The sequence below is a fragment of the Flammeovirga sp. SJP92 genome (assembly GCF_001583495.1).
Lineage (GTDB): Bacteria > Bacteroidota > Bacteroidia > Cytophagales > Flammeovirgaceae > Flammeovirga.
Genome location: NZ_LQAQ01000099.1, coordinates 261,951 through 275,400, shown reverse-complemented (window position 1 = coordinate 275,400; position 13,450 = coordinate 261,951). Strand labels below are relative to the sequence as shown.

Here is a 13,450-nt window from a genome sequence, read left to right as displayed (position 1 = left end):
CGCTTTCGCTGATCTTATAATTACTTTTTCATTACATCAAAAGAACGTTTGAACCGTAGTTCAATGATCTGTTTCTCAGATTTTTATTTCATTTAAACCGCTGTTTAAATGAGCTTCATTTTCCAGAAGCGAGTGCAAAGGTAAGAACTTTTTATTTTAACTTCCAAATCTTTTTTCAAAAATTTTTGAAGTTTTTTTCGTTGATTTTTTCTGACTTACAACACTCTGAATTTTCAACTTCAAAAAACAAGTTTTAAAAGCCTTTCGTTAAAGGCGAGTGCAAAGGTAAGAAGAGAGATTTAATTTGCAATGCTTATTTTGTTTTATTTAGAAACTTAATTTACATCGCTGATTTTCAACTGAATCAAATACCTTTTCATTATATCAATTACCCTGAATCGGGTTATCACAGAGGATAACCCCTACGTGTTTTTTCCTCAGCCGTTTGCTGAAGGGAGTGCAAAGGTAATAGAAGGTTTTTTAAATGCAATAGGTTTATTCATTTTTTGATTTAAATAAAAATTAATATGAATTCAAACAACTAAATTTCAACACTTTAGAAAATAAAAAAACTCTCATTAGGTTGATTTTTCTAACAAGAGTTTAATATTTTATGTTTGAAAGCCTTTTCTACAGCTAAAAGATTAAGGTTTTTGATTCAAAACATATTTCTAAAGCTGTTTTTCCATTCTGACGAAAAGGATCCCTTTTCTAACAAAAGAGGTGTCTGTTTGATGAAGCCCTTCTCTTTCGTATAATATAGTAGCAGTTGCTCTTGCATTACACCATAAGAGGTTTCCTCCATTTTCTTTGACCACTTTCATCACATGTTTTAATAACATGCTTCCAAACCCTTTTCCTTGTTGTTCTTTTAATGTGGCAAATTTTCTAAACTGCACATTTTTGTCTGGATCCATAAACAAGGAAATCACAGACGTTAATTCATTCTCAACAAACAACCCCAAATGTTGTCCTTTTTCATCATCTGGAATTTTCACATAGGATAGAGGCTCATTCGGCCACATTACCTTATGTCTTAACGCCCAAGTCTGCGGGGCAGTTATTTCTCTAATTTCAATTTCCATACTGCTAAAAAAAGCGACTCTAGAGCCGCTTATTCTCTTCTATTTTTCTTTGCTTAGAAAGCGAATTCTACTCTAATTACCCATGGAGAACTGTAGTAGGAGGTCTGCTCATCATATGAAAAATCATAAAGAGCAATGATATTCACTCCGCCTTTTCGACCTATACCCTGTGAAACACCACCACCTAATAAAAACTGATCTCTCCAGATACTATCCTTTATTGTTTCTCCATTTGCTATTTTATATTCTCTATTATTACTGAAACCATAATATTCCGCTTGAGGGAAGATTCTCAGACCGTCTTTTATGGGTATCATATAACGCATGAAAGGACGAATACCATAATTATTTTCTTTATAGGAAACGTCTTTTCTTTCAAAATACTCATACACAAAACCTACCCCTACTTGGAAATTTGGAGTTACCATATAACCAACCATTGGTAATACGGCGATTTGAGTATATATATTTGAAAAACCAAAACCTAAACCTCCTCCGAAAAATATTTTATCTTTCAATGGTAAATCCTTATGGCTTTTATCCTTGAAAGCATCCACATCTGAATCTGATGGCTTTTTATATTCTTTTGTTGGTTCTTTGGCCTGTGTTGTATCTTCTACATAATTGTATACTTGTGCTGATGCCGAAGTATAAACGAATATAGAGAGTAAAAGTGCAAGGGTGGTTATTATGTTTTTCATATCAAGTATTTCTATTTTTACTCAAATTAATTAAAATTTTATCCAATTTCATGAAGTGATCGACCAATTTTGTTAGATTACTTAGATAAAATAAACGATCTCCATGATGAAGACAAATACAACTCCACAATATACTCAAGATCCTTCTTTTAAAACGTTAAAAAAAATCAGCACTGTGATGGATGAAGCGATCAGAGTTCCAGGAACCAAATTTAAGATAGGACTTGATCCTTTCATTGGGATTATTCCGGGTGTTGGAGATACAATATCCATTATTATTTCAGGGATCTCTTTATATACAGTGGCTAGAAATGGTGTTCCTCCAAGACTGATTATGGCGATGACCTTTAACTTAATTGTGGACTATTTGATTGGTTTGATTCCTGGTGTCGGAGACTTTATTGATATCTTTTATAAAGCCAATAGAAATAATACTCAGATGTTGGTCAACTATTATGAGAAAAACCCTGATGCAATCAATCAGGTACAGAAAGGATCTTCTGGGCTGATTATTTTTGCAGGGTTAATGTTCTTTCTCATTCTCGGTGTAGTGGGGTTATGTTTTTATTTTATACGATTGGTTATTTTCCAATCTATGGGTTGGGAATAAATATTACATTTCTAAGAGGTACTCCACTAATTGGTATACATTAGTATAAGGTTCTCTTTCGTAAAACTTATAATGCATATTGACTCCGTGAACATACGTTTCCTCTAATTTTTTGGCCCGTTGAATAGCTACTGAGGTGTATTCCTTCAAGTTTTGATAATTCTTACCATTTTTATGATACCGGGTCACGTGATTTTGTTGGATATGCTTGATCAACATACCACATTTTGTAAAGTGCTGATTGGCATCTAGATCTTCAAAGTGAAGCAAGAACCATAATTCAAAACAGATATTTGAGATAATGATTTCAATATCATGTTCATTGGCTAACTTTATTACGTCTTCTATATGTTTATGAAAATCTCTGTCAAAAACCAGCCAAATGGTTTCGTAGGGATTTCCTTTTACTAAAGCTCTTTTTTTCTTGATAATTGCTTCTCTTACCAAACCCAATGGGCTGTGGCTTTTGGGCTGATATACTTCTACATCAACAGCGGTTAAAGCTCTTCTTTTTTGAGCGTCGTGTTTTAGTCCATTAAAGTAATTAGGTTCTGTTTTGGCTCCCTCACATAATATGAGGACTCTTTTTCGAAGTGATCTTGTTTTATCTTTTCTCCTATTCCTCATCTTCTGTTGGTTTAAAGTCAAAATCCAGGGCCATTTGATTGATAGAAGGCGTACCTCCAAACTTCCCTGTGAGATACCACTCTTCTAATGGCAATTCTCTTTTCAAATTAGGTATATCGGATACGGAGGAAATTTCTGTAATGCCTTCTTCTGACCTTTCGGAAATAAAAATCTGATCAAACCGGAAAAGTTGATCATTTAAAAGTGACGCATCATGCGTTGAGAAAATGAGTTGTGCCCTGTGTGGGTTTGTTTTAGGATTATGAAATAACTTGATTAATGCTCTTGTGAGATGAGGATGCATACTCTGATCCAATTCATCAATCGCCAAAGTATCCCCTGCCTCTAGTACTCTTAATATTAACCCACCAAGAGCTACTAATTTTCGGGTTCCTATAGATTCTTCTTTTAGGTCAAAAGAAATAGGCGGATCGTCTGAATAGGGTAATTTATGTATGGTTTTTATTTGATACCTTCTCCTTCCTTCAAAAAGTCCCATCAATTCACTGTCTTCTTGAAAGACTTCAATGCCACTCACTCCTGTATCTGCGTGACTTACTAACTGACAGAGATTTTTTAAAAACCTTTGAGAATCATCATTGACAATATGCTTTGCAATGCCTTGTAATAGTGCATCGTCATAAACTGAACGGTATAAAATATAAGCCCTCAAGTGATTTTTGAAGAATTGCCAAGGTGCTACTAATTGCTCTAATCCTAATTGTGCTCCTTTGGATAAAAATAACTGATAAGGTAAAACATGTCTTGCAATGGTCTGCTTATCTCCTTTTAATTTCTTTCCGAAACTTGTCAGCTGTCCTTCATTTCTTTCAAAAAACTTTACCCTTCTTGAGTTGGGGTAAGCGTATAATGCTTCGTGTGTGACTTGATCCACATCTCTCGACATCTCATATTCGTATTGAATACCATCATTGGCAATAAAACGAATATAAAAATCAGTGGGGAGTTCTCTTGATAGACGATCTAAACGAAAGGGAACATAGGCTTTTGCTCCTTCTCCAATGGCACTGTCATGTCCTTCTTGCACCATCACTGTCAACGCTTCCAATGCTCTTAATAAATTACTTTTTCCAGAAGCATTGGCACCAAAAACAACTGCCGTGGCTAATGTTTCCGTCTGTTTATAACTGGGATGAATCAGCAAACGATCTTCGGTCCCTGCCTTACGTACTCTTCCCGAAGGCAATAAGGATAACACCTGTTCTTCTTTGATGGACCTGAAATTGGAAACAGAGAATTCTATCAGCATTGTTTTTGAATGAATAATTAAGGATAAAAATGAACAATTAGGTTTTGTTCCCCCGTTAATTTACAAAAAAATAAGGTATAACGCTTCAACATTAAAGCATTATACCTTACCGTGGTTCTGATTGTGGTTCGGTGGGCAGACACATAGGTCTGCCCCTACGTGGGCTAATCTATGATTTCACCTAATAATGTACCACCTGTACAGTCGTGAATTTTCACTATTGCATACTCACCCAGTTTCGCGTTTCCTTTAGGGAATACTACTACTTTATTGTGTGAGTTTCTCCCTTGGAAATGTTCTTTTGAACGTTTTGAATAACCATCAATAAGCACCTTTTGTACTTCACCTACATTCAATGCGTTTCTTTCCGCTGAATGTTGTCTCTGTAAAGTAACAATTTCCTGAAGTCTACGTTTTTTGACATCCAATGGAATATCATCTTCGAATTTTTTCTCTGCTAAAGTTCCTGGTCTTTCAGAGTAGAAGAACATGTAACTGTAATCAAACTTCACATATTCCATCAATGATAATGTATCTTGATGCTCCTCTTCTGTTTCAGTACAGAAACCTGCAATCATATCTGAAGAAATACCACAATCATTTCCGAATACCTCACGGATTTTATCGATTCTATTGATATACCACTCACGGTCATATGTACGGTTCATGATATCCAATACTCTTGAGTTACCTGATTGTACTGGCAAGTGAATGAAGTTACAGATGTTTTCGTGCTTCTTCATTGTGTAAAGCACATCATCCGTAATATCTTTTGGATGTGATGTAGAGAAACGAATTCTTAATTCAGGAGAAACTCCGGCTACCATTTCTAATAGCTGTGCGAAGCTGACAATTTCAATGTCTTCTTCTTTAAGTTCTTTTTTCTCTAAACGAGCTTTATTGTTTTCCTCATCAGACCATTTGTAAGAATCTACATTCTGACCTAATAAAGTCACTTCTTTGTATCCTTGATCGAATAATTCTTGTGCTTCTTTTACAATAGAGTGTGGATCTCTCGAACGCTCACGACCCCTAGTGAAAGGTACTACACAGAAAGAACACATGTTATCACAACCTCTCATAATTGAGATCATGGCTGAGATACCATTAGAATTCAATCTTACAGGAGCAATATCTGCGTACGTCTCATCTCTAGATAAGAATACGTTTACTCCTTTATCACCTTCATCAACATCACCTACTAATTTTGGAAGATCACGGTAAGAATCTGGACCAGCCACGATATCTACCATTTTTTCTTCTTCAAGAAGTTGTGTTTTCAAACGCTCCGCCATACATCCAAGCACACCGATAATCATACCGGGCTTGCTCTTTTTGACTCTGTTGAAAACTCTCAAACGTTGACGAACTGTTTGCTCTGCTTTTTCACGGATTGAACAAGTATTTAAAAATACAAGGTCAGCTTCTTCTACGTTAGAAGTCGTTCCGAAATTGTTTTTCTGCATTACAGAAGCTACAATCTCAGAATCCGAGAAATTCATTTGACAACCATAGCTTTCAATGTACAGCTTACGTTGTCCTTCATTTGCCGTATTTTCTGTGACTTTTACCTCACACGACACTGATTTTTCATCAACCTGTTCACCGACAAGGTTGATATCTTTAATCAAATCGCTCATTCTTTAGGAATTTAAGACAGAAGGTTGAGGATTTTCAGTCCTCCTATATTCTGAGCTTAATCTAATTGTTATTAAAATGAATAGAAGAGATTGATTTACAAAACCTTAAAAGGTTCAAAAACCGACCTCTTTTTTATTAATTTCTTTAGCTTTAAATAAAGCTGAATGCAAAATTACTATTTGAAATGAGAAGTATCAATTATGTTTACAAATGATTGACTTTCAGAATAATTTAGAATTAGTATAAAATAGACAGCTTCTTATCGAACTATATAAAAGTTTATTATCATTTTTTTCATAACAAATCTTAATTGTTAAATAATTTTTCGAAAAAACAGGGGGTATTCCTCATAATTATAGGTACCCGTTGCTTTAAGGTATTAAAATTGCCAAATTTGAAATATAAATTAATAATAAACTACTAGAGCACTAATACTAACGTGAGAACCTTTTCCAACCGACTTATCATTAACCTCTTTATATGTATTTTCATTTCGACTTTATCACAAGCACAACATACTTTACATCGAATGAATATACACGCATGGGCGGCAAGTGAATCTCCAAAGATTGATGGAGTTTTGGATGACGGCATATGGTCTGATCCACTGCATATGAGTAACTTGACTGCAAGTGCTGATAACAACCTGTATATCGGCGACCCTGCCAAATATATTTCTGAAGGCTATTTCACTCAAAATAGTCCACATAATAATCAAGCATCAGCATTTAAAACAAGAGTACAGATTGCATACGATGATTATGCAATTTATGTAGCTGCACAGTTATACGACCCGGCACCAGACTCTATCCGTACGAATATGGGAGCGAGAGATTCTGGAGGAAATGGAGCCGATGTTTTTGTTGCTTCTTTTGATACTTACAATACACAGCAAGATGCATTTGAATTTGTAGTGAGTGCTTCAGGAGTTCAAAGTGATAGAAAGAGAGGGACATCAGGTTGGGATGGCAACTGGAATGAGGTTTGGGCTAGTGCCGTAAAAATAAATGATGAAGGTTGGGCTGTAGAAATGGCTATTCCTTACAGAGCGTTAAGAATGCCTAATTCAAAAGAACAGATTTGGGGATTAAACTTCGCAAGAGGAATTTCTCGTAAAGGTGAGACTTCATATTGGAACCCTGTAGATGCCAATAAATCAGGATATGTAAATCAATTTGGTACACTTAGAGGTATTTATGATGTAAAGCCTCCACTTCGTTTAACGCTTTCTCCTTATATCAGTAATGTGATGATTGGGAAACAAGGAAGTAGTAAAATTGCCAATACTTTTTCTGGTGGGGCTGATTTGAAATTAGGTTTAGGACAGAGTTTTACATTAGATGTAAGTTTGGTTCCCGATTTCTCACAGGTACAAGCCGACAATGATGTTCTTAACTTATCTGCCTTTGAAGTACGATTTGGTGAGTTTAGAAATTTCTTTACTCAAGGGACAAATATTTTTAATAAATACGGGCAATTTTATTCTAGGAGGATCGGTCAAAGTCACCACTCTGTTAGTGATGATCACTTGGAAGAGCATGAAGAATTTGCTTACAAACCTACTGAAGCTCCATTGGTCAACTCTATTAAACTGACAGGTATTACTGAAAAAGGCTTGGGAGTTGGAGTTCTGAACTCTATTACGAATGAAAGTTTTGCGATTATTGAAGATACTCTTTCTGGCGACACTAGAGAGGTAAAAGTTGACCCTGTCACGAACTTCAATATGATTTCAATAGAACAAAGTTTACCAAACAACTCAAGAATCGGTATCATGAATACCAATGTGATGAGGGGTACTGGTTATAAAAACTCCAATGTGACTTCAGGTGAGTTCAACTTATTTGACAGAACAAATACATTTAGAATCAGAGGTTTTGGTGGTTTATCACAAGAGTATCATCCTTATGATGATAATGGTTCTGCTGAGGATCAAAAGTTGACTACGTTGGGTCATAGAATTGATGCAGGTGGTGGTAAAGTTAGTGGTAAATGGAGATTCTGGACTTCTACCAATATTGAAACTGATACTTACAACCCCAATGATTTAGGGTTTAATGGCTCAAACAATGCCATCAATACACACGCTGATGTTTCTTATAACATCTTTGAACCAAAAGCTTTCTACCAACGCTTCTGGCTGAAAGTGGGTATGAAAGAAAACTGGCTCTACAATCCGCGAACTTTTATTTCAAGAAGAATGTGGACAGACGGCTGGATGCAATTCAATAATTTATGGAGTGTTTATTATGATCTCTCTGTACAGCCTGGATTGTCATATGATTATTTCGGCCCAAGGGAAGACGGGTACCGTTTTAAGGAATATCCTTCCAATTGGGGTGGCTTGACGATTAACACAGATGGTAGACAGAAATACTCTGTAAGTTTTAGAACAAGTTACTGGCAACGTCAAGAGTTCAATCAATTTGATACTTATTATAGATACGGTCAGACCTTCAGAGCATCTGACAAATGGGATATCAACCATTCTATATCATGGAACAACAAGCAAAATGAAAAAGGATATGCCACTACTGTAAAAGATGAAAATGACGAAGTAGAAAATGTTATTTATGGCGATAGAAATGTTACTACTTTAGAAAATAACTTCTGGACCCAATACACTTTCTCTCCTAAGATGTTTGTTAAACTTAGACTGAGACATTATTGGAGACAAGTTGCTTATAGTGATTTCTTTAATTTGACAAAAGATGGAGATTTGATGGATTCAGATTATTCTGATATCAATGAAGAAGGGGAAAAAGAACACGATGCCAACTTCAATACCTTCAATATGGAATTATCGTACAGTTGGGAATTCTTACCAGGAAGTTTCTTTACAGCAATGTGGAGAAATCAGCTAGGTTCTTCTTCTCATAATTCTCACTACAGTTTTAATGAAAACATCAACGAAATGTGGAAAGAAGCTCAAGTAAATACTGTTTCTGTTCGATTAATGTATTTCTTGGACTACCAACAAGTGAAGAAAGGATTCAGTAGAAATTAGAAATTATTTCCCTTAACATATATAGATAAGAAGCACTAAGTTCATATGAATTTGGTGCTTTTTCTTCTAAAAAAATCACTTCTTTCTTTTCTTAAACAACAATAATTTTTTCTGGTGTTTTTTTGAATTAATCTTCCTTCCGTTTTTTACTGCTATCCCTCCTTTAGCAATTATCAAGTTCTGAAATTCAAAATCATTAGAATGAACTAAATCAAGTACTGTTTGGCCTTTTTGATTTAATTTATTTAAAATATCAGTTCTAACTTGTTGAACCATAATCAGGAGTGACTCTCGAGCATTATCATAATAATTATTTCCTCCATATGGGTCGTGCATCTCATAAACTAACTCATGAATTAAAGGAACACCATTAAAAATTACATTAACATCAAATCCCATATCTAGGAAATACTTAATAAAAATCGGTTGGTCTAACATTGCATATAGAAAACATCCTTCCTCATAATACAAATCTACTCCTTCTTCAAGGAACCTATTCAACTCTTTAATTTGTATATCATCATTATCAATGATATAATTATATAGTGCTTCGGAATTATTCATTCTCTAAATGGTATCATCAAACTTTATCTACTTATTACTTTCAGTAATACTACCTTTGAATCTACATTAAGGACTTGAGATTTGTTTTCTAAGTTGGCTAATGATTTTTCCCAATGACAGTGTCCGCATACAAAACGATTTGAATCAATTTTTAAAATATGTTCTCGTATTTTTTTGTTACCAATCTCATGATATTGAGGATTATCTGGAGTTTCATGTATTAAAATCATGTCTAATTTTTGTTGAGATAATTTTGATAAACTCTTCAGAAAATCAAATTCACTTACCCGGTTTGTTTTGTCAGCACGGCCAATTATTCCACTTATCCCTCCAAACTTCAATCCATCTAATTCTACTGTATTTTGATGCAATAAATGTATACCCTCCTTTGCCTTAAACTGTTCTTTTTCCTCCTTCGACCCAAAAGTATCATGATTACCAGCAACTCCTACAACCCAATTGAAGTGATAATTAAAAGCATTCCAAACTTTCCTTACATCACCACTCGAACCTCTTTTAGCTAGCGAAGTGAATAAATCCCCGCACAAAACAACTCCAACTTTGTCACGTTGAATATTCTCTATTTCAAATAAAGTTTTTAAAAAAGCTGGAAGTTTTTCACCTAATAAAAAATATTCTCCATTCTCCACAGCAATGCCCTGAAGATCCGATGCAACAATTAATAAATCAATATTGGCTTCATTACACTCATATTCACCAATAATTATCGGTAAATCTCTTTGAAAAACTTCAAGAGTATTATGATCTGTCATCCTTGAACCAACCTCTAAATAAGGATAGGACTCTATAATATTATTTTGATCAATTGTTATTTTCATTCAAAAAGTAAAGTTTGTTTCTTCAGAATAGATTTATCCAATTACCTTTCTTTTTTTAGATTTAGCCCAAAAAAATCTATTATCATGATCCACCCCCATAGCTTCACCACTTTCAAAGACAAACAATGTATCAAAACTCGACCCATCAAAAATTTCATAATTGCTATCCGTCTCTAATTCTAATAATCTTCTACCTACCATATCACTATCACAAATAATTGGAATTACAGAATAAGATTCCCAATCATTTTCACTTACAACATCTGGAATAATCACACATCTACCTTCAGGCTTAAAACCACTATGAAGAAGAAGACGTTGATAAACTTTATCATTATCACCTATGAAACCACCTTTTTCAGACAATTCAAACTCTTGAACACTACCTCCATGCGTACATGACAAATCTAAGTTAAAGTCACAAAACTTCATTGATGTGATAAAGTTATAAATACCAATACCTAGTTCTTTTGTAAAAGTACTTTTCGACTCTGGAAAGTATTTATGAATTAGTCGGATAGATTCTGAATACGCTTCATATTTATTCATAAATGACATAACAGTTGATTTTTTTATTAATCTAATTATTGCCCAAAACCAACCTAGATATCTGATAAGGCACCACTTCACCTTCTAGTTCTAGAGAAGAGTTTTCATATAATTCATGTAGTTGTTGGACAGAGACAGAGTTTTTCATTTTATGAGGATAGTAATATAATTTTCCTCCTGCCTTGATAATTAGATTGCTTTGAAGGTCTTTACTATAATAATTGACAAATAAATCAGTTTGCTCCTTTAAAATAAACGTTCCTTCACTTTTTTCTAAAGTATCCAAACAACCTTCCTCTTCCAACTTGACATTGATTTGCTGAGGAAATTGAAATGGTTTGTGGTTAGGTATAGAAAAACGTATAGTTGTAGTATAACAATCTGGAGCACCACAATCCATCTCATGCAAATCAAAAGGCAACTCAAAACTAATTTTATCATTTTGAATTGTGACAAATCCCACCTCTATCAGTTTAGATATGATATCTTCTGAGGTGAATTTTTCACGCTTCAGCGTATGAAATACGGTATTATTAGTAGGACAAGCTTCATTAAAGATAAAATGATGACTTGATGAGAGAGAAATACCTATGATGGTAAAAAGAATAATAATCGTATTCATAACATTGATTTGGAGTTTACTTTTCCTAGTAACACATTCGTTTAACTTTTGAAGTATGATTATTTTAATTTTGCTCTAAAAGAAACTACTGTGATTTTCTAGTTTGCAGAATTTATATTTTAAGCTATATTTTTTTTATTCAAAGCACTTTCTATAACAATTTTTAATTAAACAACATTTAAAAAGTAGCTTTTATCATATTCTAGTACCCTTGCAATTTCTAAATTTCTCACCATAAACAGTACAAGTCCCCTTGTTTATAGAAAAAAAACTATAAATTGAGAGGCCTTTTATACTCACGCATAAATAACGCACGTCGTTTTTATCAGAATCGATTATATTTTATCTCATAGAATAACAGATGGACGAACTCTCGAAAGTAGCTTTTGATGTAAGAAAGCGCTCTAAGAAATTACTATCCTTATTGGGAGAAGATCTTCATGAAAAAGAAGATGTTCTGTCACTCGCTTTGTTGAGTGCAATTGCCGGCGAAAGTATTTTTATGCTAGGCCCTCCCGGTGTTGGTAAAAGTATGATTGCTCGTCGTTTGAAATATGCTTTCAAAGGAGGTGATTCCTTTGAGTATCTGATGAATAGGTTCAGTACACCTGACGAAATATTTGGTCCTATTTCCATTTCAAAATTAAGTAAAGAAGATAAATACGAACGTCTAACAGATAACTATCTTCCGGGCTCTTCAGTCGTTTTCTTAGATGAAATTTGGAAAGCGGGTCCATCCATTCAAAATGCGTTATTAACTGTTTTGAATGAGAAAGTATTTAGAAATGGTGAGCAGGAAATTGAGGTAAAAGTACACGCATTACTTTCTGCATCGAATGAGTTGCCTGCCAAAGGCGAAGGCCTGGAAGCGATATGGGACCGTTTTCTGGTTCGTGTATACGTGGATAGAATCATTGATGAGCAGAAATTCTTTGATATGATCACTTCTTCAAAACTAACCAATCCGGTAGTGAGAGAAGAATTGAAATTTGATGAAACAGAAGTCGACAGCTGGAGTCCGTTGATTGATTCAGTCAAAGTACCTTTGGAAGTGTTGAGTGTGATTTCTATAGTTAGAAAATACATCGAGAGATTTAATCAATCTACAGGTACTGAAATCGAGAAAAACATTTATGTTTCTGACCGTAGATGGCATAAAATTGTCCGTTTGATCCGTACTTCTGCCTTTATGAATGGTAGAGAAAGAGTAGATCTTTCGGATTGTTTCCTGATTGCCAATTGTATCTGGCACTCTCCGGATCAAATTGATATGGTGAGACAATGGGTAACAAGAGCCGTACAGAAATACGGTTGGAGTGCAAAATACAGTATGGAGACAGTTCGCTCTCAATTAGAAACTTTTACAAGCGATGTAGAAGATCAAACGAAAGAAGAGAAAGAATTATACATGGAAGCCCCTACTGTTGTAGATGGGGAATACCATATTATTGAAGGGTTCTCAAGCATGAACAATAGAATCCTTGCTGATGATTTTGCAATGATGGGCAGAGGTTCTTCAGAAGTCAATTTATATACGAGTACAGGTAGAAGTGAAAGTTTTACTATCGGAAAATTCTCAGATACTGAGATTGAAGTACGTTTAGGTCACGACTATCATAAGTATAAATTGAAGTCTTCAAAAGAACATAGAATTGGTAAAGTTTCTAAGTCGATTACAGAAGACGTTAGAATTCAATTGAATAAAGAAGCGGATCTATTATTGAAATACCTAGATAAGATTTCACGTGAAATTGAAGAGGTAAGACATAGTAGAGAAGAAGGTGTAGGCAAGAATATTTTCCTTTCAGAAAACTGGAGATCATTGATTGACGAAAGTTTGAATGACTTATGGAAATTAGTCTTGAACTACAAACTACAAACCGAAAAATTAAAACGAAGCTATGGAGGCTAGAACATCCTTTGAAGAAATAGAAA

General features: G+C 34.5%; 12 protein-coding genes. 3 read left to right on the top strand and 9 right to left on the bottom strand.

All coding sequences use genetic code 11. From position 1 onward, the window contains the following. Positions 1-671: 671 nt before the first annotated feature. Together AVL50_RS26285 and AVL50_RS26280 are read right to left on the bottom strand one after the other, a co-directional pair. Complete coding sequence (locus AVL50_RS26285; RefSeq protein ID WP_062620024.1) at positions 672-1,085, bottom strand: GNAT family N-acetyltransferase; 414 nt, start codon at positions 1,083-1,085, stop codon at positions 672-674. 53 nt (positions 1,086-1,138) lie between these two features. Continuing rightward, positions 1,139-1,786: a hypothetical protein gene (locus AVL50_RS26280; protein ID WP_062620022.1), complete on the bottom strand. Its 648-nt coding sequence runs from the start codon at positions 1,784-1,786 to the stop codon at positions 1,139-1,141. Positions 1,787-1,889: 103 nt separating this feature from the next. On the opposite strand from AVL50_RS26280, the gene AVL50_RS26275 reads away from it, so the two are divergent. Beyond that, the gene (locus AVL50_RS26275) at positions 1,890-2,396 is read left to right on the top strand and encodes a DUF4112 domain-containing protein (protein ID WP_062620020.1); all 507 of its coding nucleotides are present in this window, start codon (positions 1,890-1,892) and stop codon (positions 2,394-2,396) included. 3 nt (positions 2,397-2,399) lie between these two features. On the opposite strand, the gene AVL50_RS26270 is transcribed toward AVL50_RS26275, so the two are convergent. The 3 genes from AVL50_RS26270 to miaB form a co-directional block, all read right to left on the bottom strand. Beyond that, entirely contained in the window at positions 2,400-3,023 is a 624-nt protein-coding gene (locus AVL50_RS26270; RefSeq protein ID WP_062620018.1) for an RloB family protein, read from the bottom strand. Continuing rightward, on the bottom strand, positions 3,013-4,293 hold the full coding sequence (locus AVL50_RS26265) for an ATP/GTP-binding protein (protein ID WP_062620016.1): 1,281 nt from the start codon (positions 4,291-4,293) through the stop codon (positions 3,013-3,015). The genes AVL50_RS26270 and AVL50_RS26265 overlap by 11 nt, the downstream gene beginning before the upstream one ends. A 164-nt stretch (positions 4,294-4,457) precedes the next feature. Continuing rightward, positions 4,458-5,933, bottom strand: coding sequence for a tRNA (N6-isopentenyl adenosine(37)-C2)-methylthiotransferase MiaB (gene miaB / locus AVL50_RS26260; RefSeq protein ID WP_062620014.1), 1,476 nt, complete (start codon positions 5,931-5,933; stop codon positions 4,458-4,460). A gap of 530 nt (positions 5,934-6,463) precedes the next feature. On the opposite strand from miaB, the gene AVL50_RS26255 reads away from it, so the two are divergent. After that, on the top strand, positions 6,464-8,941 hold the full coding sequence (locus AVL50_RS26255) for a DUF5916 domain-containing protein (RefSeq protein WP_062620008.1): 2,478 nt from the start codon (positions 6,464-6,466) through the stop codon (positions 8,939-8,941). A gap of 75 nt (positions 8,942-9,016) precedes the next feature. Here the strand turns inward: AVL50_RS26255 and AVL50_RS26250 are convergent, their stop codons facing one another. The 4 genes from AVL50_RS26250 to AVL50_RS26235 are packed head-to-tail and all read right to left on the bottom strand — an operon-like array spanning position 9,017 to position 11,515. After that, positions 9,017-9,505 (bottom strand): hypothetical protein, encoded by a 489-nt coding sequence (locus AVL50_RS26250; RefSeq protein WP_062620007.1) that lies wholly within the window; start codon positions 9,503-9,505, stop codon positions 9,017-9,019. Positions 9,506-9,528: 23 nt separating this feature from the next. After that, the gene (locus tag AVL50_RS26245; RefSeq protein ID WP_062620005.1) at positions 9,529-10,344 is read right to left on the bottom strand and encodes a metallophosphoesterase; all 816 of its coding nucleotides are present in this window, start codon (positions 10,342-10,344) and stop codon (positions 9,529-9,531) included. Positions 10,345-10,377: 33 nt separating this feature from the next. Continuing rightward, a complete protein-coding gene (locus AVL50_RS26240) occupies positions 10,378-10,893 on the bottom strand; it encodes a hypothetical protein (RefSeq protein WP_157491568.1) in 516 nt (171 codons plus the stop codon). A 31-nt stretch (positions 10,894-10,924) separates the two neighbouring features. Further along, a complete protein-coding gene (locus AVL50_RS26235; RefSeq protein ID WP_062620000.1) occupies positions 10,925-11,515 on the bottom strand; it encodes a hypothetical protein in 591 nt (196 codons plus the stop codon). Positions 11,516-11,876: 361 nt separating this feature from the next. Between AVL50_RS26235 and AVL50_RS26230 the strand changes: the two genes are divergently transcribed. Then, positions 11,877-13,427 (top strand): AAA family ATPase, encoded by a 1,551-nt coding sequence (locus AVL50_RS26230; protein ID WP_062619998.1) that lies wholly within the window; start codon positions 11,877-11,879, stop codon positions 13,425-13,427. The last annotated feature ends 23 nt before the right edge of the window (positions 13,428-13,450 follow it).

Excerpts from the sequence above, each read along its gene's own strand:
- AVL50_RS26285 (WP_062620024.1), bottom strand. The coding sequence starts at position 1,085 with ATGGAAATTGAAATTAGAGAAATAACTGCCCCGCAGACTTGGGCGTTA.
- AVL50_RS26280 (WP_062620022.1), bottom strand. The coding sequence starts at position 1,786 with ATGAAAAACATAATAACCACCCTTGCACTTTTACTCTCTATATTCGTT.
- AVL50_RS26275 (WP_062620020.1), top strand. The coding sequence starts at position 1,890 with ATGATGAAGACAAATACAACTCCACAATATACTCAAGATCCTTCTTTT.
- AVL50_RS26270 (WP_062620018.1), bottom strand. The coding sequence starts at position 3,023 with ATGAGGAATAGGAGAAAAGATAAAACAAGATCACTTCGAAAAAGAGTC.
- AVL50_RS26265 (WP_062620016.1), bottom strand. The coding sequence starts at position 4,293 with ATGCTGATAGAATTCTCTGTTTCCAATTTCAGGTCCATCAAAGAAGAA.
- miaB (WP_062620014.1), bottom strand. The coding sequence starts at position 5,933 with ATGAGCGATTTGATTAAAGATATCAACCTTGTCGGTGAACAGGTTGAT.
- AVL50_RS26255 (WP_062620008.1), top strand. The coding sequence starts at position 6,464 with ATGAATATACACGCATGGGCGGCAAGTGAATCTCCAAAGATTGATGGA.
- AVL50_RS26250 (WP_062620007.1), bottom strand. The coding sequence starts at position 9,505 with ATGAATAATTCCGAAGCACTATATAATTATATCATTGATAATGATGAT.
- AVL50_RS26245 (WP_062620005.1), bottom strand. The coding sequence starts at position 10,344 with ATGAAAATAACAATTGATCAAAATAATATTATAGAGTCCTATCCTTAT.
- AVL50_RS26240 (WP_157491568.1), bottom strand. The coding sequence starts at position 10,893 with ATGAATAAATATGAAGCGTATTCAGAATCTATCCGACTAATTCATAAA.
- AVL50_RS26235 (WP_062620000.1), bottom strand. The coding sequence starts at position 11,515 with ATGAATACGATTATTATTCTTTTTACCATCATAGGTATTTCTCTCTCA.
- AVL50_RS26230 (WP_062619998.1), top strand. The coding sequence starts at position 11,877 with ATGGACGAACTCTCGAAAGTAGCTTTTGATGTAAGAAAGCGCTCTAAG.